General features: G+C 44.7%; 17 protein-coding genes. 8 read left to right on the top strand and 9 right to left on the bottom strand.

All coding sequences use genetic code 11. From position 1 onward, the window contains the following. The first annotated feature begins 206 nt into the window (after positions 1-206). Positions 207-3,836 (top strand): invasin, encoded by a 3,630-nt coding sequence (locus Q4Q50_RS12910; RefSeq protein ID WP_311899637.1) that lies wholly within the window; start codon positions 207-209, stop codon positions 3,834-3,836. A gap of 100 nt (positions 3,837-3,936) precedes the next feature. On the opposite strand, the gene astB is transcribed toward Q4Q50_RS12910, so the two are convergent. Next, the gene (astB, locus tag Q4Q50_RS12905; RefSeq protein ID WP_311899635.1) at positions 3,937-5,271 is read right to left on the bottom strand and encodes an N-succinylarginine dihydrolase; all 1,335 of its coding nucleotides are present in this window, start codon (positions 5,269-5,271) and stop codon (positions 3,937-3,939) included. A 330-nt stretch (positions 5,272-5,601) separates the two neighbouring features. Here astB and topA point away from each other — a divergent pair, with 330 nt between their 5' ends. After that, on the top strand, positions 5,602-8,244 hold the full coding sequence (gene topA, locus Q4Q50_RS12900; RefSeq protein ID WP_311899633.1) for a type I DNA topoisomerase: 2,643 nt from the start codon (positions 5,602-5,604) through the stop codon (positions 8,242-8,244). A gap of 224 nt (positions 8,245-8,468) precedes the next feature. Here topA and zomB read toward each other — a convergent pair whose 3' ends face one another. Next, positions 8,469-9,248 (bottom strand): flagellar motor control protein ZomB, encoded by a 780-nt coding sequence (gene zomB, locus Q4Q50_RS12895; RefSeq protein WP_311899631.1) that lies wholly within the window; start codon positions 9,246-9,248, stop codon positions 8,469-8,471. Between the two features lie 228 nt (positions 9,249-9,476). Here zomB and cysB point away from each other — a divergent pair, with 228 nt between their 5' ends. Then, positions 9,477-10,460, top strand: coding sequence for an HTH-type transcriptional regulator CysB (gene cysB / locus Q4Q50_RS12890; protein WP_106650738.1), 984 nt, complete (start codon positions 9,477-9,479; stop codon positions 10,458-10,460). 64 nt (positions 10,461-10,524) lie between these two features. Here cysB and Q4Q50_RS12885 read toward each other — a convergent pair whose 3' ends face one another. The 4 genes from Q4Q50_RS12885 to ppsR form a co-directional block, all read right to left on the bottom strand. Further along, on the bottom strand, positions 10,525-11,187 hold the full coding sequence (locus Q4Q50_RS12885) for a response regulator transcription factor (RefSeq protein ID WP_106650737.1): 663 nt from the start codon (positions 11,185-11,187) through the stop codon (positions 10,525-10,527). Positions 11,188-11,406: 219 nt separating this feature from the next. Continuing rightward, positions 11,407-11,871, bottom strand: a complete 465-nt coding sequence (locus Q4Q50_RS12880) for an acyl-CoA thioesterase (RefSeq protein WP_006081955.1) — start codon at positions 11,869-11,871, stop codon at positions 11,407-11,409. 199 nt (positions 11,872-12,070) lie between these two features. After that, positions 12,071-13,135 carry a 3-deoxy-7-phosphoheptulonate synthase gene (locus Q4Q50_RS12875; RefSeq protein WP_311899627.1) on the bottom strand — a complete coding sequence of 355 codons (1,065 nt, stop codon included), beginning with the start codon at positions 13,133-13,135 and terminating at the stop codon, positions 12,071-12,073. A 182-nt stretch (positions 13,136-13,317) separates the two neighbouring features. Next, positions 13,318-14,130, bottom strand: a complete 813-nt coding sequence (gene ppsR, locus Q4Q50_RS12870; protein WP_106650736.1) for a posphoenolpyruvate synthetase regulatory kinase/phosphorylase PpsR — start codon at positions 14,128-14,130, stop codon at positions 13,318-13,320. Between the two features lie 124 nt (positions 14,131-14,254). Between ppsR and ppsA the strand changes: the two genes are divergently transcribed. From ppsA to Q4Q50_RS12850, 4 genes are all read left to right on the top strand, one after another. After that, positions 14,255-16,624, top strand: coding sequence for a phosphoenolpyruvate synthase (ppsA, locus tag Q4Q50_RS12865; RefSeq protein WP_311899625.1), 2,370 nt, complete (start codon positions 14,255-14,257; stop codon positions 16,622-16,624). Positions 16,625-16,722: 98 nt separating this feature from the next. Next, complete coding sequence (ydiJ, locus tag Q4Q50_RS12860) at positions 16,723-19,764, top strand: D-2-hydroxyglutarate dehydrogenase YdiJ (protein WP_311899624.1); 3,042 nt, start codon at positions 16,723-16,725, stop codon at positions 19,762-19,764. A 118-nt stretch (positions 19,765-19,882) separates the two neighbouring features. After that, on the top strand, positions 19,883-20,356 hold the full coding sequence (locus tag Q4Q50_RS12855; protein WP_311899623.1) for a DUF1285 domain-containing protein: 474 nt from the start codon (positions 19,883-19,885) through the stop codon (positions 20,354-20,356). A 145-nt stretch (positions 20,357-20,501) separates the two neighbouring features. After that, positions 20,502-20,918 carry a MarR family winged helix-turn-helix transcriptional regulator gene (locus Q4Q50_RS12850; RefSeq protein WP_006081948.1) on the top strand — a complete coding sequence of 139 codons (417 nt, stop codon included), beginning with the start codon at positions 20,502-20,504 and terminating at the stop codon, positions 20,916-20,918. A 138-nt stretch (positions 20,919-21,056) separates the two neighbouring features. Here Q4Q50_RS12850 and Q4Q50_RS12845 read toward each other — a convergent pair whose 3' ends face one another. Together Q4Q50_RS12845 and Q4Q50_RS12840 are read right to left on the bottom strand one after the other, a co-directional pair. Further along, complete coding sequence (locus tag Q4Q50_RS12845; RefSeq protein WP_006081947.1) at positions 21,057-21,401, bottom strand: hypothetical protein; 345 nt, start codon at positions 21,399-21,401, stop codon at positions 21,057-21,059. 192 nt (positions 21,402-21,593) lie between these two features. Beyond that, positions 21,594-22,628 (bottom strand): Glu/Leu/Phe/Val dehydrogenase dimerization domain-containing protein, encoded by a 1,035-nt coding sequence (locus tag Q4Q50_RS12840; RefSeq protein WP_311899622.1) that lies wholly within the window; start codon positions 22,626-22,628, stop codon positions 21,594-21,596. Between the two features lie 280 nt (positions 22,629-22,908). On the opposite strand from Q4Q50_RS12840, the gene Q4Q50_RS12835 reads away from it, so the two are divergent. Beyond that, entirely contained in the window at positions 22,909-23,358 is a 450-nt protein-coding gene (locus tag Q4Q50_RS12835) for a DUF4826 family protein (RefSeq protein ID WP_106650731.1), read from the top strand. Between the two features lie 151 nt (positions 23,359-23,509). Here the strand turns inward: Q4Q50_RS12835 and Q4Q50_RS12830 are convergent, their stop codons facing one another. After that, positions 23,510-24,649 (bottom strand): ribosomal protein uL16 3-hydroxylase, encoded by a 1,140-nt coding sequence (locus Q4Q50_RS12830; protein ID WP_311899620.1) that lies wholly within the window; start codon positions 24,647-24,649, stop codon positions 23,510-23,512. Between the last annotated feature and the right edge of the window lie 97 nt (positions 24,650-24,746).

Genomic DNA, 24,746 nt, shown 5'->3' with positions numbered 1-24,746 from the left:
TTTTTATACATTCTATTTTTTGGCGCTCACAAGACTAGCAAGAAAACGGCGAAGATGAAATGACAAATAGCGTTAAAGTATTTGTGTTATTTGTGAAATAAAATAAGGTTGTAGCGAGTAAAATTGGTGAAAATTGTGTAATGTTAGCCTATAAGTAATAAGCGTCTAGCTTAAGTATCATCATCAGAGTAACAGGGAGCCTGACAATGAAGTCAGCGTATAAGGTTTTTCTCGCAGGATTGTGTTCACTTTTTTTAATTGCATGTGGTGGTGGAGGCAGTATCTCCGATGATGGAGGGACAACGCCTACACCGGGTGTTGTTACTGTCACTCTCAGTATTTCTAATAGCGATAGTGTTTCTGTCGCTACCCCTGCGGAAGTAAAAGCAACGGTTGTGGATTCTAAGACTGGACCTCTAGCAGGTGTAGTTGTTTCATTTAAATTAGATAACGACGCTTTAGGCTCATTTACTCCCTCAACTGGGACGCAATTAACGGACTCATCTGGCGTTGCAACGGTTAAGCTAGATACTGCAATTTTAGCTGGTGCTGGAAATGTAACGGCGAGTGTTGCGAGTGGGGCCTCCGTAACCAAGGGTTTTTATTCAAAAGGTGATGGTGTAGTTCAGCCTGGAACGGGCAATAAACTTAAACTATCATTACAAAATGCCCAAGGACAAACTATAACAAAAATTAGTTCTGCGGTACCTGGTACCGTTAGTGCCATATATACTAATGGTTTAGATGAACCATTAGTTGGGAAGGTGATAACTTTCACTTCAAACTTAGGTAAATTTTCACCGCTATCAGGCACTGCACTTACCAATGCTCAAGGACTTGCTAAAATAGAAATTACAGCTGGTTCAGTTGCTGGAGCTGGTAATATTATTGCTAAAGTTGATGAAAATACTGAATCGCTTGGATTTGAGACATCGGGTGATGAAGTTGTTATTAAGCCAATTGATGCGTATAGCATTGCGCTAACAATTTCTGATTCACAGGGCCAAGAGTTAAGAAATATCAGCCATGTTGTTCCAGGAACTGTAATTGCGACTTTATTGAAAGACGGTATTCCGACAAGCTATCAAACAGTCGTATTCAATTTGACTGGACAAGGTACATTAAATCCTTCTTCAGGAACGGCATTAACAGACCTAAATGGTCATGCATCTGTAACGTTAATTACTGGAACAAATGCTGGTGCTGGAACGGTTACAGCTAGCTTCTCCCTTGATAATGAAACAATAACGGATAGCTTTAACTTTGAAGTCGCTGGCGATGCACCTGGTGGAAATGGCGAGGCTAATTCCTTATCAATTCAATTGACAAATAGCCAGACGGGATTACCAACTACTAATGTCAGTGCGGCACAACCGAGCAAAGTAACAGTTACTTTAGTTGATAAAGATACCACTCCATTAGTTGGTAAAGTAGTGAGCTTTAGTAGTTCCTTGGGTAACTTCCTTCCAACGAAAGGAACTGCTTTAACAGATTCAATTGGCCGAGCTTCTATTACCTTAACTGCTGGTAGTGTTGAAGGTGCAGGTGAAGTCACTGCAAGTTATGGTACTGCGAAGGCTATTGTCGGTTTTGTAACCGCTGGTGATGATATAGACCCTATAGAAGCAAGCCCAGAAATCAGTTTTGATATATATGATTGTAATGGTGTGGTTGCATGGGATAAGGCACTAAAGAACTTTGAAGTTTGTAAGATAACAGACAATATTACAAACGATAAACCCGGTATTATTGGTGTTAAAGTTACGCGTTCTGGTAGTACGCAAGCTCTACAGCAAGTACTTGTTACTGCCGCAACAACCTTAGGAGCTATTAGCCCTAATTCGGGGACCGCCATCACGAATGCTGATGGTAAAGCTATTCTTGATTTGTACGCAAATGGTAACGTAGGGGCTGGCGAAGTCTCTTTAAAAGTGAAAGATGCTACCTCAACTAAAGCGTTTGAAATTGGTAGAGTAAATATTAGCCTCGATATAAAAACAAGTGTAGGCAATAACTCTTTACCAGCAGGTGGGTCTACCATTGTCGAAGTTACGGTTTTCAATCCTGATGGTTCATTATCGACAGGTCAACCTTTCACTCTAGAATTTTCATCAGAATGTGTTGCTGCTGGTAAAGCTGTCATTGATTCGCCTATAGTCACTAATGCTGGTAAAGGTTATTCGACTTATCGTTCAACAGGATGTAGTGGATTAGATACAATATCTGTTTCAGCTGTTACTGGTGGCGGCTCAGTGTCTAAGACAACTCAAATTACAGTTGATACAGTAAAAGTTGGAGCTATTGAGTTTATTTCTGCAACACCTAATCAGTTGGCACTGAGTGGCACTGGTGGAATTGCAGGAGTAGGCGCACGTAGTGAGACGTCTGTTGTTCAATTCAAGTTATTAAATGAAATTGGTCAACCTGCTAGCCAGCAAAGATTTTGTTTTGAATTGAGTACCGAAGTAGGAGGTATGACGTTATCACCATCACCTCTTGCTGAGGATTATTTGGCATGTAGCAATATGCCTCAACCTGGAGATGCTGAGTACCCTTCAGACCTGAGTTTACCTAATAAATATGCAGTGGCTTACACGGATGCATTTGGTCAAGTTTCTGTTACGGTAAAAGCTGGTGATATTCCTACACCTGTAAAAGTATTTGCTTTATGGTCTGGTAGTACTGGCAACGGTCATGATGCAACTATTTCTAATATTTCAGATGAGTTAGTTGTATCTACAGGACTTGCTGATAATGATAGTTTCTCTTTATCTGCAACTATTCTTAATCCTGAAGGATGGGATCACGACAATGAGCAATCAATAATTAATGTTTTAGCTGCAGATCATTTTAACAACCTTGTTCCTTCTGGTACTCGAATCAGTTTTAGAACGGAGGGAGGTGGTATTGATAGTTCATGTGTTACTGGCTCCAAGGATAATGGTGCAGGTATATTAATTCCTAATGGCGGTTGCTCTGTGACTTGGCGAAGTCAAGATTCACGTCCTTTCAAAGGGACTACAGTGATTTGCCCTAATGGTGGGTTTAATGGAATTATCACTCCCCCATGTACAGGTAATAGTTATGCTCGCTATCTTGACGGTACTAATTCAGTTATTGCAGAACCACGTCCGGGTAGAACGACAATTACGGCTTACGCGATTGGAGAAGAGAGTTTTGTTGATTTAAATGGAAATGGGTTATTTGATGAAGGTGAAGATTTTAGTGATTTATCTGAAGCGTTCACAGATCATAACGAAGATGGTAAATATCGAGGTTCACCATTACCTGCAGGTGCGGTTAAAGAAGAATTTGTTGATTATAATGTAAGCGGTTCTTTTGATGTTGCAGATGGTAAGTATACTGGTTTACTTTGTGCGCAAGGCTCTGAGGCAAAATGTACTGATACTGGGAGTGATAATTTTAAAGCTCAGTTGAATGTATTTAGAAATCTTCCATTAGTCATGTCTGGCAGTACTCCCTTCATGAGACTGGTGAATATAGATGCAGTAACTGGAAGTATTACCCCTGTGCAACCGATTGATTTAACTGTCGATGCACCACAAACTGTTTATTTATTCCTTTCAGATATAAATAATAATACGCTTCCATTTGGAACCACGATAACAGGGACTGCAGATAATGGTGTATTAAGTTCAGTAACCTCAACTTATACAATAGGAAATAATACCTCTAATAAACCATTGCTATATCCTTTTACTATTGGTTTAGAAACCTCTCCAAACAAGAAAACAATTGGACAATTAACTATTACGGTTAAAACCCCTTTGGGTGAACCATTAGCTGTGTCTGTAAACGTGATAGATGCTGGTTGATGATTTATTTTGGTTAGTACAGAGAAAACGCCCGACTATCATTCGGGCGTTTTTCTTCGTAATGTTTGCTTAGTGTGAAATATAAATTGCCAGCGTTATTCTAACGCTGGAACTGATAAACGCTACCTAGTTTCATGATTTGCGTGAGCTCATCTAATGCAGTGCGTGATTCGATGATTAGCTGAGGGTCAGCAAGATCTAGGGTGGTTAATCTGTCACGGTAATGTTTGTCTACCCAAAGGTTTAAACGCGCAAATAAGGCATCATTCATTAATGTGTGTTGATTTACTGCCGCGACTTCCATCTCATTCATCGCAACACGTAAACGCAGGCAGGCGGGACCGCCGCCGTTTTGCATACTTTGTTTTACGTCGAAGTAAAGCACTTGCTTAATGGGGGTGTTTAGTGTCAGTAGTTCATTCAAATAGGCAAATACGGCGGGATTTTCTTGGCAATCAGTTGGGGCAACAATGACCATTTCACCAGAGGGAAGCGTAATAATCTGGGTATTGAATAAATAGCTTTTGACTGCGTCGTTAATCGCCACTTTGGCGGTGGGCACTTCAATGAAATACAGTTCGGTATCGAGCTTACGTTTAATTTCATCAATTTTATGTTGGGTATTTAAGAAGGCTTGTTCATGATAGAACAGCACATTCTGGTTACCGACTGCGATAACATCGTTATGGAATACGCCTTGATCAATGACATCAGGATTCTGCTGGATGAAGACGCAATTATCCTCTTCCAGCTGATGTAAGCGTGCCACTGCCATCGATGCCTCTAAGGTTTGTCTTGCTGGATACTTTTGCGGTTTAGGGGCATTGGGATTGGTGGCTTCTTGTCCATAAACGAACAATTCTACACCGGCATGGCCGTACTCGATACATAGCCTAGTGTGGTTCGCCGCACCTTCATCACCGAAGCTATTATGCTCAGGTAAGTGACTATGGTGATGAAAATAGTGGGGATCACTGAAAGTTGCTGTTAATATGCGCCCCGTTGTGAGGGGCTCGATGCTGCGATGCAGTTTATCGACTAAATTTGCTGGGGTGAAATGCAGTTTGCCGTCACGCGTATCTGCACTTGGTGAGACAGTTGCGGCATTGGCAGTCCACATACTGGATGCACTGCAGCAGGCATTAAGCAGCATAGGCGCTTCTTTCGCTGCCTGTTTTAATACATTGGCGTCAGAGCCGGAAAATCCAATTCGGCGCAATGTGTAGAGGTCTGGACGCTCCTGAGGGGCTAACATGCCTTGAACCATGCCCATATCGGCAAGTGCTTTGGCTTTTTGGAGTCCTTGTTTCGCAGCAGCTTTGGGGTTGGAAACTAAGGCGGCATTGCTGAGAGAGGCGACATTGCCAAAAGACAACCCTGCGTAATTGTGTGTTGGTCCAACGAGTCCATCAAAATTCGCTTCAAAGTGCTTCATTGCTTATCCTTGTGATAGGGAAAGTTATTATTTGTTCATATGGTCCCTGAGGGAACCCAGTATACTGAAGCTTTTCGAGTGCACAAGCGGACGGTTTTGTGCTCAAAGCGACTTTTTCACGATAAATGCATAACTATTTCTTGCTTGCTGGCAAATAATGAAATATTAGTTTTTAATTACGCATATTATATTTTTACATTTTTTCAACTTTGATTAAAAAGTGACTCGCTGGTACATATAAAAGAGGGATTAACTTGAAACTATCAGTACAACCCTCTATATATGGTGCCAATTTCCACCTTCTTGAGATTTTTTGGCGCAAATTAAACTATGGGTAAATCGCTAGTTATTGTCGAATCACCGGCCAAAGCTAAGACTATTAATAAATATCTTGGCAAAGAATTCATCGTTAAATCGAGCGTAGGTCACATCCGTGATCTGCCGACATCATCGACTTCAGAAGGCAATGAAAAGGTTAAATCCGCTGCCGAAGTTAAGAAAATGTCGCCAGAAGAAAAAGCTCAATATAAAAAGGTGAAAGATCAGCAAGCGCTGGTGTCTCGCATGGGCGTAAACCCTGAAAAGGGCTGGGCGGCTAAGTATCAAATTTTGCCGGGTAAAGAAAAGGTCGTTAAAGAGTTACAGGCACTTGCCGATTCTGCCGACCAAATCTATCTCGCAACCGACTTAGACCGTGAGGGAGAAGCTATCGCCTGGCATTTGCAAGAGGTGATTGGCGGTGATCCTTCACGGTATCAACGTGTGGTTTTCAACGAAATTACTAAGTCTGCGATTCAAGACGCTTTTAGCAAGCCGTCGACACTCGACACTAACATGGTTAATGCCCAGCAAGCTCGTCGCTTCTTAGACAGAGTTGTCGGTTTTATGGTGTCGCCACTGCTGTGGAAAAAAGTCGCTCGCGGTTTATCCGCTGGACGAGTGCAGTCGGTTGCCGTTCGCTTAGTGGTTGAACGTGAAAGCGAAATTAAAGCCTTTGTGCCTGAAGAGTTCTGGGATGTACATGCAGAGCTCAATACGCCCGCTCAAGAAGCCTTGCGGATGGAAGTGGTTAAGCATTTAGATGCTGCCTTTAATCCTATCAATGAACAGCAAGCTATGGCGGCGGTTCAAGCGTTATCGGCGGTGAGTTTTACCGTGCTGGCCCGCGAAGACAAAGCGACCCAAAGCAAACCTTCTGCGCCCTTTATTACGTCGACATTACAACAGGCGGCGAGTACGCGCTTAGGTTTCGGTGTGAAGAAGACCATGATGATGGCTCAGCGACTTTATGAAGCAGGTCATATCACTTATATGCGTACCGACTCGACCAATTTGAGTCAAGAAGCCGTTGAAAACTTGCGTGATATGATTGCCAAAGAATTTGGTGATAAATATCTACCCGCAGAACCCATTCGTTATGGTTCTAAGGAAGGCGCACAAGAGGCTCACGAAGCGATTCGTCCGTCGAACGTCCATGTCCAAGCGGCGACCTTATCGGACATGGAGCGTGATGCTCAGCGCTTATATGAGCTGATTTGGCGACAGTTTGTTTCGTGTCAGATGACGCCTGCACAATATGATGCCACTAAGTTGACCGTCAAAGCGGGTGACTATGAGCTCAAGGCAACGGGACGTACTTTACGTTTTGATGGTTGGACTCGCGTGCAAACAGCACTCAAGAAGAAAAACGAAGAAGACAATACGTTGCCATTTGTGGCGCAAGGCGATGTATTAGCATTGAAAGAGTTGCAGCCTAAGCAACACTTTACTAAGCCGCCAGCGCGATACAGCGAAGCCTCTTTGGTTAAAGAATTAGAGAAACGTGGCATTGGCCGTCCATCGACCTACGCAACCATCATTTCAACGATTCAAGATCGAGGTTATGTAAAAGTTGAGAATCGTCGTTTCTATGCCGAAAAAATGGGTGAAATTGTCAGCGAGCGATTAGTCAGCAGTTTTGCTGATTTGATGAGCTATGACTTTACCGCCAGCATGGAGCAAACATTAGATGATGTGGCTCGCGGCGAGTTAGACTGGAAAAAAGTGCTCGATGGTTTCTATGCTGACTTTACTAAGCAATTAGAAAAAGCGGAGCTCGATCCCGAAGAAGGTGGTATGCGTCTGAACCAAATGGTGATGACGGATATCAAGTGCCCAACCTGCGGCCGTGCTATGGGGATACGCACGGGAACAACTGGGGTTTTCCTGGGTTGTTCTGGTTATGAATTACCGCCTAAAGAGCGTTGTAAGACAACGATGAACCTCACACCTGGCGTTGAGGCGATCAGTGAAAACAGTGAAGATGCTGAGACTGATGCGCTGCGTGCTAAGCATCGCTGTGGTATTTGCGGTACCGCAATGGACAGTTACCTCATTGATGAGAAGCGTAAGCTACACGTCTGTGGTAACAACCCGATTTGTGAAGGCTATGAAGTCGAAGAAGGCCAATTCAAGATCAAAGGCTATGAAGGTCCGCTGATTGAGTGTGATCGCTGTGGCCACGACATGGAACTGAAAAACGGCCGTTTTGGTAAGTATTTTGGTTGTACTAATAGCGAATGTAAAAATACCCGTAAATTACTGAAGAACGGTGAGGCTGCACCACCAAAAGAAGATCCTATCTATTTGCCTGATCTGAAATGCAGCAAATCGGATGCCCATTTCGTATTACGTGATGGTGCAGCAGGGATCTTCTTAGCGGCCAGTACTTTCCCTAAATCACGGGAAACCCGTGCACCTCTGGTTGAAGAGCTAGTTCAATACCGCGAGCTGCTGTGGCCTAAGTATCAATATTTAGCCGATGCGCCCGTCACTGATGACGAAGGCAATAAAGCAGCGGTGAAGTTTAGCCGTAAGACGAAAGAGCAATACGTTGCGACTGAAGTCGACGGTAAAGCCACTGGTTGGTCAGCGCATTACGTTAATGGCAAGTGGGTAAGTGAGACCACCAAGAAAGCCAAGAAAAGCGCATAGCGGCGGATTAAGCTAGCTTAACGCCAAGAATAACAAAAAAGCCAAGTCAATTATGACTTGGCTTTTTTGTTTCGATTGTCTTTAGAGACTGATTTGTTGCGGCAGATAATGAGCCAAAAATGTTGCTCGCTTTACTCGCACTCACTCACCACGCCTAATAACGCTGAAGAACGAGTGTAAGACGTGCCGCTAATTTAACTTAAAGGTAAGCACACAGTAACTGATCACCATTTCTTTTTCGGTTGAAACAGCATGTCGATATCATCTTCTTCATTTTTAGGTCTTGGTGCACTGGGTTCAGATTGTTTTTGCGCGCCCATAATCTCATCAAGCAATTGTTTAGCCTCATCCACTTTACGACCAATGAAAGGGTCATTAGGCGTTTGTGCCTTAATCGCGTGCAATGTCGATAGTGCTTTAGTCACCATTTGTTTTGATGAACCATACTGCTTCATAAAACTGGCCGCTCTGGCTCGGGAAAGCATGGAGTCAACATTGATCCTGAGCTGTAAACTGTCAATACGACTTTCTTCCTGAGCAAAAATGCTTGGGTCGACTTTCCCTTTATTATGTTCGGCTCTGAGTATCGCCTTGAGCTTTTTCAAGGTTTGCACTAGCGCTAAAATTTGTTTGTCGTTATCGGGTAATCTGAAATTCTCAATCGGTGGTGATTGAGGCTGGCCAGTCTGTAAGGTTGTTATTTGATTGTTGATATCGGCTAGGCGGCGCTGGTAATCAGACTGTTGCTGGCTATTACTAATAGCTGTCGCAGCCTGCAAGGCATCTTGCACGCGACGGTACAAAACCAACACAATATTCGTGCTACAAGGCATCATCCCTGTGTTTGATAACACAGCTTCGGTTTCATCGATAATTGCTCTTTGACGGGCAAATTCAATGCGCCGCTCAGCCTCTACGCGTTCTTTTTGTTGTTGTAATACGTTAATTCCGATAACAAGCAGTAAAAGCGCACCGATGAGGATCAGAACCAAGGTGAATGACATAGATGTTCCATTATTTATCCAATTGAGCTAATGCTACAATAAATCAATAAACTAGCATAGTTATCTTAGCCTAGGTTATCATTTCTGTCGTATGAATCTGCAGACTTGTGCTCTATATTCCTATTTGCTTTAAGTTTTACTATATACTATAACGATTGATTATAGCTGAGAGTGCTTTGAGGGCTCAGTTGTTAATGGCATTTTGCGTGTTTGAAACAAGGAAATAAGATGAAACTGCAACAACTCAGGTATATTGCTGAGGTCGTAAAACATAACCTCAATGTATCGGCGACAGCTGAAAACTTGTATACCTCTCAACCTGGGATCAGTAAACAAGTTCGCATGCTTGAAGATGAGTTGGGGATCCAAATATTTGGTCGTAGCGGTAAGCACTTAACCCATGTCACACCTGCGGGTTTGCAAGTGATCAGCATTGCCAATGATATATTGGGTAAAGTTGAGAGCATTAAGAAAGTTTCTGAGGAATATACTAAGCCCGATCAAGGCGAGTTGAATATTTCCACAACAGACACTCAGGCGCGCTATGCATTGCCGACGATCATTCGCCAGTTTATAGATCGTTACCCTAAAGTGAATTTACACATGCACCAAGGGACGCCGGCGCAGATCAGCGAACAGGCAGCGCGTGGTGATGCGGATTTCGCCATTGCGACCGAAGCAATGCATTTGTATTCCGACTTGATTATGCTGCCATGTTATCATTGGAATCGTTCAATCGTGGTGCCTAAAGATCATCCCCTTGCGACTCGTAGTTTAAATAATCCGATTAGCATCGAAGAGTTAGCGCGCTTCCCCTTAGTGACCTATGTATTCGGTTTTGACCGAGCCTCTGAAATTGAGAAAGCCTTTAATCGTGCCAATTTAGAGCCGCGTGTCGTCTTTAGTGCGACCAGCGCCGATGTTCTGAAGACCTATGTCCGTTTGGGATTAGGTGTGGGCGTTATCGCCTCTATGGCGATTGACCCTAATATTGATAAAGATCTAGTGGCGATTGATGCTGGTCATTTGTTTGCCCATAGTACGACTAAAATTGGCTTCAGGAAGGGCAGCTTCTTGCGTAGTTATATGTATGATTTTATTCAGCACTTTGCGCCGCATTTAACCCGTGACGTAGTAGAGAAAGCTGTCGCCTTAAGGGATCAACAGCTTATCGATGAAATGTTTGCTGATAAAAATTTGCCAATGCGTTAATTGGCGACGAGTTGCCGACATAAAAATGCCGCTAATTTAAGCGGCATTTTTGTGAGATGAGCGATTAAGATAAATCGACTTTATCCATTTCAAGTTGAGCAAGTGCTATAACAGCTTGGGTACGGTTGCGAACGCCCAGTTTTCTAAAAATGGCAGTCGCGTGCGCCTTGATGGTCGCTTCTGAAACGCCAAGATCGTAGGCAATTTGCTTATTTAACAAACCCTCGGCAAACATCTGCAGCACTTTATATTGCTGCGGCGTGAGATCGGATAATTTACTGGCCATTTTATCAACGGCATCGTCATCGATATCAATAATCTCAGTGCCTTTAGGTAACCAAATATCCCCGAATAACACTGCACTTAGCGCCTCTTTGAGGGTTTCCATCGAGGCCGATTTAGGGATAAAACCACTGCTGCCATAATGAATTGCACGGCTAATGGTATTGATATCCTCGTGGGCTGATATCACTACAACGGGTAGTTCGGGATAATGTGAGCGAAGATGGATAAGGGTGGAGTAGCCGTGTGATCCTGGCATCTGCAGATCCAACAGTACAAGATCGTAGTCGACACTACGGACATCCAATACAGATTGCAGTGCGTCAGCACTGTCGGCTTCAAACCATTGTGCATGTTCAAACGCTGTGGTCAGCGCTTGACGTAGTGCATTTCTGAACAATGGGTGATCGTCTGCGATAATAATATTTAAGTTTTCTAGCTTCATGGCTTTTATGATTATGTTCGGTGCGCGTGAAGATTGAACTCAATGTAACAGAAAAGTAATCAAGGATCCTATTGCTTTATTCATGAATTAGGACAAAATTTTGATATGTTTCTGGTTGTTAGACTTTGGTCGGTGTTATAAAAAACATATTTAAATTGCAAAGTCGCGATGAAAAGCCCGAGATGACGGGCGGTTTAGTGTCTTTCAATCGCCTAAAAACTATTCGTATGTCCACACTTGAGTGGGATTTCGTTGTTCGTCAACTGCGACAAAGGTGAACACACCACGTATGGCATGCTCTCGATGGTCTTGATACATGTCTTCGACATAGATGTTCACTTCAACTTTCAATGAAGTGTTACCGACATGGATCACTCGCGCGATCAGTTCGGCTAATGTGCCTGCGGGGATCGGTTTTTTAAAATCGATTCTATCGGAACTCACAGTTACTAAGGTTTTACGGCAAAAACGAGTCGCAGCGATAAAGGCTGTTTCATCCATCCACGCTAAAGCTTCACCACCAAATAAGGTATTGTGATGATTAGTGATGGATGGAAATACCGCCTTGATAACCCGCGCTTCTGAGGAATCGATTCGCGTTTGAATCGCTTCTGGGAATTGTGCTTCAGGGGTTTCGGTTCGGGAGGTATTTTCGGTGTTTGGAGAAATGGGCGTAAGCGACATACAGCAACCTAAGGTAATGCAGCAAAATAAGGCAGAATTATAGAGATTTTTAATTCTTAAAGATAGAAATGCACTGGCTTTAACGCTCATTATGAATGTGGCTGAAGATTCTTAAACCGCTCTTAATAAAAAACCGATCTAAGATCGGTTTTTAATTGGAAAATGTATATCGCTTCGGACATTTTTTCGAGCGTCAGGCTTATTTCGCTAACAGTACTTTTCGCTCGCGGGAAGCGGCTGCCAGTTTACGCAGCAGGACTTCTGAGTCATCCCAATGTAAGCAGGCATCGGTGATGCTTTGGCCATAACAGAGTGGTTGGTCTGCAACGACTTTCTGGTTGCCTTCCCGTAAGAAGCTTTCAGCCATAATACCGGCGATGGCAGTGCTGCCTGCCCGCATTTGCGCCATGATTTCATCGGCGACGTTAAGCTGTTTAAGGTGGTTTTTCTCACTATTACCGTGGCTGAAATCAATCACTATACGTTGAGTGACCCCAACAGAGGCAAGTTGTTGACGTGCTTTTTCGATGTATTCGGCGTGGTAATTAGGCGTTTTGCCGCCGCGCAGAATGATATGACCAAACGGATTACCATGGGTGCGATAGACCGCCATCGCGCCATCTTTATCCGGTGAATAGAAAATATGTGGAACTTGTGCGGCGCGCACTGCATCGACGGCGATATTGATATTGCCATCGGTACCATTTTTAAAACCAACAGGACAAGACAGTGCCGAGGCCATCTCACGGTGAACTTGGCTTTCAGTGGTGCGTGCGCCAATTGCGCCCCAAGTAATGAGATCGGCGATGTACTGACCGTTCACCATATCTAAGAATTCGGTGGCGATAGGTAATTTTAATTCAGTGATTTGTTGCAGCAACTCGCGAGCAATACGTAAGCCTTTGTTTGGCTCGAAACTGCCATCAAGATCGGGATCAGAAATTAATCCTTTCCAGCCGACAATCGTGCGAGGTTTCTCAAAATAGACCCGCATTAAGATACACAAATCATCTTTCAATTCTTGATGTAACGCGGCTAAGCGTTGCGCATAATCTAATGCCGCTTTGGTATCGTGTATTGAGCATGGGCCTATGATCACCAATAGACGTTGATCTTCACCCATAATAATGGCTTCGACTTCACGACGTTGCTGAACCAGATAATCGGCCGCAACTTGAGTTAATGGGAACTCAGATGCCAGTTGCGCAGGTGAGATGACTTTTGCTAATAAGGAAGTGCGTAGTTCGTCTGTTTTTATGGTCATTCAAAATACCGAGCTTGCGTGCGGCGCTTTTCGCCAGATTGCCTCGGATTATAACGAATCGAACCGAGTTGCACAGCGCCAATTGTGTTAATTGTCGGCAACTGTGCAATGAATTTGATTTAAGTTAGATTCATTTAAGCTAAATTCACTCGGTTTTTCTGGCTGCGTTTCACTCTGCAAGCTTAGAACATGTGGCGTTCTAGGCCCGTGACATCCAAGATTTTGGTGGCAATTTCTTCCACGGAATGATTCGTTGTATCTATATAAGGAATGCGTTCACGTTTAAATAGCATTTCCACTTCTTTGACTTCTAAGCGGCACTGTTTGAGTGACGAGTAGCGGCTATTCTCCATTCGACTTTGACGGATTTCATGTAAACGCACAGGATCAATCGTTAAACCAAACAGCTTTTTCTTATTGCGTTTCAACGCTTCAGGTAACTTGAGGTTATCCATATCATCTTCAGTGAAAGGGTAGTTTGCTGCTTTTATGCCGAACTGCATTGATAAATACAGGCTAGAGGGCGTTTTGCCACAGCGTGAGACCCCAAGTAGAACTAGATCGGCTTGATCCATGTGTTTCATGGTCTGGCCGTCATCATTATCCATGGCGAAATTAATGGCATCAATTCGCGCTTCATAGCCGTGATTGGCTTTTCCATGGGTGCGATGTAGCACCGGAGAAGCTGAAACCCCTAAATGTTGTTCGAGTGGTGCCACGAAAGTATTCAAAAAATCATAATCTAAGCCTTCACTCGAATAAATAATGTCGCGAATTTCTGGTTTGACGATGGAATGGAACACTAACGGCCGCTCACCTGTTGTAATAAAACAATCATTAATTTGTCGCTTAACTTGCTCCGCTTTCGTGAGAGTTTCAACGAATGGAATTGTAAGTGACTCAAATTCTAATGGAAATTGCGAGAGAACCGCATGACCAAAAACTTCAGCTGTGATCGCTGTCCCGTCGGAGATATAGAATACTTTTGGTGCCATACTGACCTCTTGTAGTAATAAAATTACAAATAAAATTATAGATTTACGCGTGTTCGACAGGAGTGTAAAATGCCGCTGCCCTCGTGTGAAGGGGCCACTGAAATAAACTTGCGGAGATAGAACTGTGCAGCAATACGTACTCTGGTATCAAGAATTAGGCATGGGTGACGTCAACTTGGTTGGCGGTAAAAATGCTTCTCTAGGCGAGATGATCAGCAATCTGGCCAATGCCGGTGTTCAAGTACCTGGCGGATTTGCGACAACTTCCCATGCGTTCAACGAGTTCCTTGAACAAAGCGGAGTTAACCAGAAGATTTATGACATTCTAGCCACACTGGATGTAGATGATGTCAATGCGCTGGCTAAAGTAGGTGCACAGATCAGGCAGTGGGTTATCGACACCCCATTTCAACCAGCATTAGAGCAAGCCATTCGTGAAGCTTACGATAAACTTGCCGCTGAAACTAGCGAAGCGTCATTCGCGGTACGTTCTTCTGCAACAGCTGAAGATATGCCAGATGCGTCTTTTGCGGGTCAGCAAGAAACTTTCTTAAACGTTAAAGGATTTGAATCTGTACTGACGGCTATCAAGCACGTTTACGCTTCACTCTTTAACGACCGCGCGATTTCTTACCGTGTTCACCAAGGTTACGAACACCACGGTGTTGCCTTGTCTGCTGGCGTGCAACGCATGGTTCGTTCAGACAAAGCGGCTTCAGGTGTGATGTTCACTATGGACACTGAATCTGGCAATAACGATGTCGTGTTTATCACTTCATCTTTTGGTCTGGGTGAAATGGTTGTTCAAGGCGCGGTAAACCCTGATGAATTTTATGTTCATAAACCTATTTTAGCCTTAGGTCACAAGGCTGTTGTGCGCCGTAATATCGGTAGCAAGCTCATCCAAATGGTGTATTCAGATGATGCTGCTCACGGCAAACAAGTGAAAATTGAAGACGTGAGTGCTGACAAGCGTCGCCAATTCTCAATCAATGACGCTGAAGTTGAAGAATTAGCTAAGCAAGCTATGGTTATCGAAAAACATTACGGTCGTCCAATGGACATCGAATGGGCGAAAGACGGTAACGACGGCAAGCTGTATATCGTTCAAGCACGTCCAGAAACGGTTCGTAGCCGTGAAGATGTGCAATTAATTGAGCGTTATCACTTAAAGAGCCGTGGCGCTGTGATCTGTGAAGGTCGCGCTATTGGTCATAAAGTGGGTACTGGTGTAGCCAAAGTATTAACCTCAATCGCCGATATGGATCAAATCCAACCTGGCGACGTGTTAGTGACTGACATGACAGATCCAGATTGGGAACCTATCATGAAGCGCGCAAGTGCTATCGTCACAAACCGTGGCGGCCGTACCTGTCACGCGGCGATTATCGCCCGCGAATTGGGTGTGCCAGCTGTCGTAGGTTGTGGTGACGTGACTGACCGTATCAAGAATGGTCAAATCGTGACTGTGTCTTGCGCCGAAGGTGACACTGGCTTTATCTACGAAGGTAAACAAGAGTTTGAAGTGATTTCAAACCGTGTTGATTCTCTGCCTACATTGCCAATGAAAATCATGATGAACGTGGGTAACCCTGATCGTGCATTTGATTTTGCCCGTTTGCCAAACGAAGGCGTGGGTCTAGCGCGTTTAGAATTCATCATCAACCGTATGATCGGTATTCATCCAAAGGCACTGCTTGAGTTCAATCAACAAGACGCTGCGCTGCAAACTGAAATCAACGAGATGATCGCAGGTTATGAATCTCCAGTTGAGTTCTATATTGCCCGTCTGGTTGAAGGTATTGCGACTATTGGTTCAGCTTTCTATCCGAAGAAAGTGATCGTACGTATGTCAGACTTTAAGTCTAACGAATACGCAAACTTGGTTGGTGGTGACAGATACGAGCCAGAAGAAGAGAACCCAATGCTGGGCTTCCGCGGTGCGAGCCGTTATATCTCTGAATCCTTCCGTGACTGTTTTGCCCTTGAGTGTGAAGCGATCAAACGCGTTCGTAATGACATGGGGCTGAAAAACGTTGAAGTTATGATCCCATTCGTTCGCACAGTGAAAGAAGCTGAGCAAGTGGTTGGTCTGCTCAAAGAGCAAGGTTTAGAGCGTGGTAAAGACGGTTTACGTGTCATCATGATGTGTGAAGTGCCTTCAAACGCCCTGTTAGCAGACCAATTCCTTGAGCATTTCGATGGCTTCTCTATCGGCTCAAACGATTTAACTCAGCTGACACTCGGCCTTGACCGTGACTCAGGTATCATTAGCCATTTATTCGATGAGCGTGATGAAGCCGTTAAAATGCTACTCTCATTAGCCATTAAAGCGGCTAAAGCGAAGGGCGCTTACATAGGTATTTGTGGTCAAGGTCCTTCAGATCACGCTGATTTTGCCGCTTGGTTGGTAGAACAAGGCATAGATACAGTGTCATTAAACCCTGATACTGTGATTGATACTTGGTTGTATTTAGCCGAAGCGCACGGTTGATCTAGATAGTAATTTTATAAACTTGTTAAAAAAGCCGCTTTTTAGCGGCTTTTTTTTGTTTATAATGGCGCCATAACGATAATTGACAGAAGCCATCTATGCTACCCCTGCTATCACATCAACAAACATTAGAGCCAGTGTATTTGGCATACCTTGATGCACTGGAGCAAAGTGAGTATTCCGGTGATATAGACAAACGTTACAGCGCCCGTTTAGTGCAAGCCACCGACAACTCTGTATATCAATTTTTGCCTCAAGCCGTGCTTTATCCTAAAAATCAGCAGGATATTCAAATTGCATTGACGCTGGCCGCCAGCGACGCATTTCGCAGCGTGACCTTTAGTGCGCGGGGCGGTGGTACGGGCACCAACGGACAATCTCTCACCCATGGTTTGATTTTAGATGTGTCGCGTTACATGAACCGCGTGCTCGAAGTGAATGCTGAGCAAGGTTGGGTGCGAGTTGAAGCTGGTGTCGTTAAAGATGCGCTCAACGATGTATTGCGTCCCCATGGATTCTTTTTTAGTCCCGATTTATCCACCTCAAACCGCGCCACAATTGGCGGCATGATTAATACCGATGCCTCGGGTGCGGGGTCACTGGTTTATGGTAAGACCTCAGATCACGTGCTGGCGCTACGCAGTGTGTTGATTGATGGCAGTGTGCTGGATACGCATCCCCTAGATGCGGGACTACTGTGTAACCCAGATAACGTCAGTGATAATCCGCTGGGGCAGAAACTGATTTCTGCTGTGGCGGCGGTATGCCGCGAAAAGCGCACTCAGATTGAAAACCAATTTCCTAATCTCAACCGTTTCCTTACTGGCTATGACTTAAAACATGTGTGGAACGACAAGCTGACACAATTCGATTTATCTCGGATTTTAACGGGCTCAGAGGGCACGCTTGCGGTAATAACCGAAGCTAAACTCAATCTCACCCCGCTGCCGACCGAGCGCGCTATGGTGAACATTAAGTACGATTCGTTCCAATCGGCATTGCGTCATGCGCCATCCTTAGTCGCCGCGCGGGCGACTGTGGTCGAAACCGTCGATTCAAAAGTGCTGAATTTAGCCCGTGAAGATATTGTCTGGCACTCGGTATCGGATCTGATCCAAGAAGTGCCTGGTAAAGTTATTGATGGCCTCAATATGGTCGAATTTGCCGGTGACACGGTCGAAGTTGAGCAAAAGCTGGCGAGTCTTGAAGCTGTCTTGACTGAGCAGATCAGTAAAGGCGAGTGCGGCGTATTGGGTTACCAAGTGACACAAGACAAGCCAAGTATCGAAAAAATCTACGGCATGCGCAAAAAAGCCGTTGGCTTACTCGGCGCCACTAAAGGACGTCGTAAACCTATCGCTTTTGCGGAAGATACTGCGGTGCCGCCCGAAAAACTCGCCGATTATATTATGGAGTTTCGCGCAGTACTCGATGGCCATAATCTGCAATACGGTATGTTCGGTCATGTAGATGCGGGCGTGTTGCATGTACGGCCAGCACTTGATATGTGCGATGTTGAAGATGAAAAACTATTGCGGGTCATTTCCGATCAAGTCGCTGCACTGACGCTTAAATATGGCGGCCTAATGTGGGGCGAGCACGGTAAAGGCGTGCGTGGTGAATACGGTCCTGCTGTCTTTGGTGATGAACTATACGGCGTTCTACAAGATATCAAAGGCTTGTTCGACCCCGACAATCGATTAAACCCCGGCAAGCTGGTGGCGCCTAAACAGACTGGCGCCCTCTATTACGATATCGACAGTGTTAAGCGCGGTAAATTTGACCGACAAATTCCCATCGAAGTACGTGATGCGTTCCCCGATGTGATGAATTGTAACGGCAACGGCCTGTGTTTTAATTACAGTAGCTATTCGCCCATGTGCCCATCGTTTAAGGTGACAGGCGATAGAGTACAGTCGCCTAAGGGACGTGCAGGACTCATGAGAGAGTGGCTAAGGCTACTTGAGGCTGAAGGGGTTGATGTTAATGCCCTCGCAAAAGCGAAACCTTTTGGTATATTGCAGCGCATTCAAAATACCATCAATGCCAAACGTGATTATGATTACTCCCACGAAGTGATGGAATCGCTCAAGGGCTGTTTGGCCTGTAAAGCCTGCTCTGGGCAATGTCCGGTCAAAGTGGATGTGCCTAAGTTTAGGGCGCAGTTCTTTAATATTTACTATCAACGCTATTTAAGACCGGCGAAGGACTATCTTGTTGCAGGTATCGAAGATAGCTTGCCATTAATGGCCGCGGCACCGCGTCTTACTAACTTTGCCGCGCAAAATCCATTGAGCCAATGGGTGATTAAAAAGGCGATTGGTTACGTGGACGCGCCTGCGTTATCTGTGCCGACCTTGAAGCAAAGACTCGATGGTCATGCAAGCCGCGGTTATGACTTAGCGGCACTACAGGCAATTCCAGAAGAGGCGCGCTCACAGTTTGTGTTGGTGGTACAAGATCCCTTTAACAGTTTCTATGACTCTGGCCTTGTGCTGCGCTTTATCCAGTTGATTGAAAAACTTGGGTTAAAACCCGTGTTGTTGCCTTATAAACCCAATGGTAAGCCAACGCATATCAAGGGATTTTTAGATAAGTTCGCTAAAACGGCGCAGTCGAGTGCAGATTTTTTGAATCAAGTTCATAAACTGGGCATGCCGATGGTCGGCATCGATCCTGCCTTAGTCTTATGTTATCGCGACGAATACCGCGAAGTCTTAGGGGCTAATCGCGGTACTTTTGAGGTCAAGTTAGCTAACGAATGGCTACTGAATGTCATCAAGGATTTACCCGCGAAAGCGCCACAAGATAAGCAATATACCTGGTTTAGTCATTGCACTGAATCGACGGCCAAGCCAAATACTGCCAACGAGTGGACTAAAATCTTCGCCCATTTTGGTGCTAAGTTAACCGCAGTCAATTTAGGTTGTTGTGGTATGGCCGGAACCTACGGCCATGAGGCGGAAAACCTAGAGCGCTCTAAAGCCTTGTTTGAGATGTCTTGGCAGCAAACGCTAGCAAAAATTGAACAGCCGCAAGTGCTAGTGTCGGGCTATTCTTGCCGTAGCCAGGTAAAACGTTTTGCCGGTTACAAGCCAAAACATCCACTGGAGGCCTTGCTTGAGTTAGCAAATATCTAGTGGTGTTTATCGCTTAGCTAGTGAGCTTGTTATTATCCTCACTAGCATATCCCAATGTTGAATGTCACACTAAAGCCAGCCGCAAGGCTGGTTTTTTTATGGATGATGGAGGCTGCAGATGGAAAAGATGACAGACAGTATTGAGCACACACTCAAACAATTCGCCGCTGATAGTAGGCTAACCTCGGTTGCGCCATTGTGCAGTGAAGTCCTATTGTTTGACATTAACGCCTTGGGTGATTGGACGTATTTAGGTACATCGCTACCAGCAAAGTTTGCTAAGTTGTTCGCCAGTATTTTGCATTGCATCGATGATGAGTATTTTTTAATTACCCCAGTGGAGAAGGTGCGAGTTAGGGTTGAAGATGCGCCGCTGCTGATTGTCGATTTCGAGCGAGCACAACCCCATTCTCTGCTTGATGTGAGAACTAGCATTGAAACGCTGCACCACGATGTGGATATAAGGCAGATGAAGATCACCGATGACAGTGTTTATTTGCCGCTTGAGCGCGGGTTATGGGGAAAATTAGGCCGTGCCTGTTACTATAATTTTGTGAATGAATTCAATTTATATGATCTAAATGAGCAGTGAGTTCGTAGGTTAATCGCATAATTAGCTGTGGTGTTAGCTAGTTTATTGCGGGTTAAGTGGTAGTATTAAAACTGACTCTGGGTTCTTATAATGGCGCACAGGGTAAGTGAAAACGCGTTAAAACCTTTGTTGTAGGAGGTGCTGTTTGAATCGTCATGAAAGCTTAGGCTATCTTGTTTCCCACTTAAATATCGAGCTGCAAAATGAGCTTGATCTGCATCTTAAGCGATATCAACTCGATATAAAACTGTGGCCTGTGCTGTTTGCTTTGTGGCAAGAGGAGGGCATCAGCCAAACTGAATTGTCTAAGCGTTGCGATGTGGCAAATTACACGATGACGCGTTTACTCGATCAGTTGCAGGTACAAGGTCTTATTACCCGCCATCAAGAAGCCGATAATCGGCGCGCCTTTCAAATTTTTTTGACCGATGAAGCCAAAGCGTTAGAGCAAGATCTGATTTGCGAAGCTGAGCGGGTCAACGAAAAATTCCTGTCTAACCTCAGTGATGAGGAGCAGCAGCAGTTCGTCTTACTGTTAAATAAGATCAATCGCTTGGCTTAATGATACGGATTCATTCGGTATGGAGGGAGACTGCGGTTTAGCCGTTTTCGTTGCTATCTGTATGTGGTTGTCTAAATTCATTTTCTCCAGTTTAATTCCGTCATTCATCCGTTACTTCGCGGGATTAAACTGGCTCAATCAATTCAAGTAAAGTGCAAAGACGCAGAGTAGGCTGACGGCTATTACTGAGTGTTGCAAGTAACGGCGGCTGGCTAACAAATTTTCTTTGCCTTGTTTTAGGCTGGCGACGAGTGTGTGCTGCTTATAAATTCGGCACATCAACTCATCGGTTTGGGGATCGATAAGCAGTTCGAACTTGCAAGGTGCGCCGTCTTTAAGTTGGATGGTATGTTCGCTCTGAGGCTTAAAATTCAACTTGTGCGACACCATCTGGCCGTTGACAAAGACCCGCTCTAAACCGCTCCAATTACTGGCTTGCAGTTCAACTACATCTTGGTTGAGATCATACTTAAAACGGATCATAGCGCTATCCTGTGCTGGGACCTGAGAGGCTAATTCAAGCAGACAAATATGACGTTTTCCAGCGTGATTTAATGAATATTCTGTGTCGAAATTAAAAGCGCGGCTAAACCATGAGCTTAGCGCTAGATTAAATTTTAGATAACAAAAAAGCGACCAGAGGTCGCTTTTGGGGATGTTACACGAGTAGGTAAATTACTTTTTAGCGGCTTCGATAATGGCTTTGGCCATTTCATCAGCCACAGCGCCGGTTGTACGGTTCTGTGCATCAGCTTGGCTGAAGATTTTCAGCAGGGTGTTGTAAATTTCTTCTACTTTAGCGGTCGATTTCTCCGCATCGTAATCTTTTTCGAATGACACATTGATAATGCCGCCTGCGTTGATCACATAGTCTGGCGCGTACAGTATGCCCATTTCTTTCAGCTGTTCACCGTGGCGTACTTCAGCTAATTGGTTGTTGGCACAGCCAGCAACAATTTTGGCTTTCAGCTGCGGTAAGGTCGCATCGTTTAAGGTTGCGCCAAGGGCACAAGGAGCATATACATCCACATCTTGTGAGTAGATTTCTTGTGGCGCGACCAGAATAGCGCCAAAGTCGGTAGCGACTTTGTCTAACGAGGCTTGATGAATGTCGGTAACAATCAGTTCGGCGCCTTCGTTATGTAAGTGTTTGCACAGGTAATAGCCAACGTGACCTACGCCTTGAACGGCGATTTTAAGGCCTTTTAGGCTGTCTAAACCGAGTCTATGTTTAACTGCAGCTTTGATGCCTAAATAAGTACCAAGGGCGGTGAACGGTGATGGATCGCCACTCTTGCCTTCAAGACCCGCCATATAAGGGGTTTCTTCATGGGCGATCATGATATCAGCCGTAGTAGTGCCAACATCTTCAGCGGAATAATAGCGGCCGCCGAGGCTATTGATGAAACGGCCAAAAGCGCGGAATAGCGCTTCGCGGTCTGGTCTTTTTGGATCGGCGATGATCACTGATTTGCCGCCGCCCATGGTTAAACCGGCAAGGGCGTTTTTGTAAGTCATGCCACGAGAGAGGCGTAATACGTCAGTCAGGGCTTCATCATCCGATTGGTAATTCCACATCCGGCAACCACCCACGGCAGGGCCAAGGTTGGTGTTATGGATGGCGACAATGGCCTTTAAGCCACTTTCTTTATCATGACAGAATACGACCTGTTCATGTTCGTCAAAGGATACATGATTAAATACAGCCACGTGAATTTCTCCGCTATACACAATGAAAAAGCCGACGAGGTGAGTCCCCATCGACTGCTTGTTATATTTATTGCAGAACCATAGCATTTAGCGATACTCTCAACCATGCATAATGACCGAATAAATACATTATTTGTGGCAATTTAGCTTTCCACTTTACGTAAACGTAAGCTTTGCGGTTGAAAATGGATTGTACTGAATTTAATGTAACGAATAGAATGAATCGCGTACTGATCCCAAGAATTAGGTTCGCGTTATAACAATAAGATAGGACGGAAGTATGACTGAACAAGCTGTCGACCAAACTCAACAGAATTTATCAGCGGAAGAAATAGAAAAGCTGCGTCAAGAGTGGGTCAGAACTCAATTTCAAAAAGCGAATCGTTTCCTCGCTGAAAAAGGCGTGATCCCAACTAAAGTCTTGGCCGATGAAAGTCGTTATCTTGCGCCTTACATGGCAATTTGGAAAATGGAATCCAAGCGTCCCAGCAACAAAACCTATTGGGTTATGTCGGGCGATTTACCCTCGGATTTCGTCGATGTGAAAGTGGCAGCAACGGCCCGTGATGCGGTACGTCATTTCTCTATGATGTGGCAAATGCAGGCGGAAAACTTAGTGCGTTCGGGTGCAACCCGTGATGCCACTCAGGCTAAATTTGCTCAACTATTAGTATCGCGCGCAGAGAGTTTATATCGTATGCACAACGACGATAAACTGTGGAATGCTTAAATTCAAATGAGTTTATACAACAGTCTCTTGTGTTGATTGATACTGATAATTGAAATAACAATAAGGCACTCAATTGAGTGCCTTTTTTATACTGACTTTTATGTTGATTTCCTATGTTAAGAACAAGGTCATCGAGCAAAGTCGATAAAGCTTATTCTTCGCTGTCGCTTAAGTAGAAGAAACCTTGATTGATGAGTTTCAATAGTAAGGCTTGAACTTCTTCATGCTGACATATTTCAGTCGCTTCATCGGCGCTTAAGCTCACGTTATCGCTCAACTGTGCGATAACGTCTATCGGTGTATTTAGCAATTCGTGCACATCACCATTGATGAATAATCGCGGCGTGGCGTCATTTTCAAGGCGCAATACTTTCAAACCGCCGATACGGCTGATGCCAGCACCTTGGGCGAAGGCATCTTGCAAATCTTCCATGCTGTAAGCTTCTTCGCCTTCACACAAATCAAGCTCGAAACGGTTTTGACTAAGCAACTTGCCCAACACGATTTGGTAGCTATTGGGATCTTGGCTTAGCTGACTCAAGAGTGACATTATGCCCACTTGATGATCTTGGCTGACGATACCCGCTGAACTCGGTTCAGTTTGCGACGTGAAACGCTGCTGACCTAAGTTATTGTCGAGCAGGTAATCGGCGACTTCACTGATCAGTTCTTGCTGGCTTGGTGCACGAAAACCAATTGAGTAACTCATTGCCACTGTTAGGGTTTCGCCGCAATGCGGGAAACCAGGTGGAATATAAAGCATGTCGCCTTTTTCTAGCACCACATCGATAATTGGGGTGAAGTCTTCTACCAGCGGCGAATTGGGATTGCCACCACGGCGTTGTTGCGGGGTATTGTCACCCACAGTCCAGCGACGCTCACCTTCGCCTTGAATGATAAACACATCGTAGTTATCGACGTGCGGGCCTACGCCGCCACTTGGCGTCGCAAATGAGGCCATCAAGTCATCGAAACGCCAGTCAGGTAAAAAGCGTAGCGCTTCAACTAATGGCTGCGAATCAGGATACCAATGGTTGACCGCTTGCACTAGCAATTGCCAATGGGTTTCACCATAGCTGTCGTAATCTTCAAACGGGCCTTGAACCACTTCCCAGTTATCATCTTTAGTGACGACGATACGCGAAGAGATTTCTTCTTCACAGGCAAGGCCTGCTAGTTCATCGGCGCTGATCGGATCTTCAAACTGTGGAAACGCTTTTTTGATCAGTAGGGGTTTCTTTTGCCAGTACTCACTAAGAAACTGGGCGATATCGAGATTGAGTGTATACATAGTGTTAAAAAAGGCGACCACATCGCGCAGATGTGAGTCGCCTTAATCCTTATTTTTGTTTATGAAAGAGTATTGTCCATCGCCAATTTCGGCTAAT

Origin of the sequence: Shewanella scandinavica (genome assembly GCF_031932065.1) — a bacterium.
Lineage (GTDB): Bacteria > Pseudomonadota > Gammaproteobacteria > Enterobacterales > Shewanellaceae > Shewanella > Shewanella baltica.
Note: the sequence above shows the minus strand (reverse complement) of the source record. Positions and strands in the feature narration are given on the sequence as shown.

Excerpts from the sequence above, each read along its gene's own strand:
- Q4Q50_RS12910 (WP_311899637.1), top strand. The coding sequence starts at position 207 with ATGAAGTCAGCGTATAAGGTTTTTCTCGCAGGATTGTGTTCACTTTTT.
- astB (WP_311899635.1), bottom strand. The coding sequence starts at position 5,271 with ATGAAGCACTTTGAAGCGAATTTTGATGGACTCGTTGGACCAACACAC.
- topA (WP_311899633.1), top strand. The coding sequence starts at position 5,602 with ATGGGTAAATCGCTAGTTATTGTCGAATCACCGGCCAAAGCTAAGACT.
- zomB (WP_311899631.1), bottom strand. The coding sequence starts at position 9,248 with ATGTCATTCACCTTGGTTCTGATCCTCATCGGTGCGCTTTTACTGCTT.
- cysB (WP_106650738.1), top strand. The coding sequence starts at position 9,477 with ATGAAACTGCAACAACTCAGGTATATTGCTGAGGTCGTAAAACATAAC.
- Q4Q50_RS12885 (WP_106650737.1), bottom strand. The coding sequence starts at position 11,187 with ATGAAGCTAGAAAACTTAAATATTATTATCGCAGACGATCACCCATTG.
- Q4Q50_RS12880 (WP_006081955.1), bottom strand. The coding sequence starts at position 11,871 with ATGTCGCTTACGCCCATTTCTCCAAACACCGAAAATACCTCCCGAACC.
- Q4Q50_RS12875 (WP_311899627.1), bottom strand. The coding sequence starts at position 13,135 with ATGACCATAAAAACAGACGAACTACGCACTTCCTTATTAGCAAAAGTC.
- ppsR (WP_106650736.1), bottom strand. The coding sequence starts at position 14,130 with ATGGCACCAAAAGTATTCTATATCTCCGACGGGACAGCGATCACAGCT.
- ydiJ (WP_311899624.1), top strand. The coding sequence starts at position 16,723 with ATGCTACCCCTGCTATCACATCAACAAACATTAGAGCCAGTGTATTTG.
- Q4Q50_RS12855 (WP_311899623.1), top strand. The coding sequence starts at position 19,883 with ATGGAAAAGATGACAGACAGTATTGAGCACACACTCAAACAATTCGCC.
- Q4Q50_RS12845 (WP_006081947.1), bottom strand. The coding sequence starts at position 21,401 with ATGATCCGTTTTAAGTATGATCTCAACCAAGATGTAGTTGAACTGCAA.
- Q4Q50_RS12835 (WP_106650731.1), top strand. The coding sequence starts at position 22,909 with ATGACTGAACAAGCTGTCGACCAAACTCAACAGAATTTATCAGCGGAA.
- Q4Q50_RS12830 (WP_311899620.1), bottom strand. The coding sequence starts at position 24,649 with ATGTATACACTCAATCTCGATATCGCCCAGTTTCTTAGTGAGTACTGG.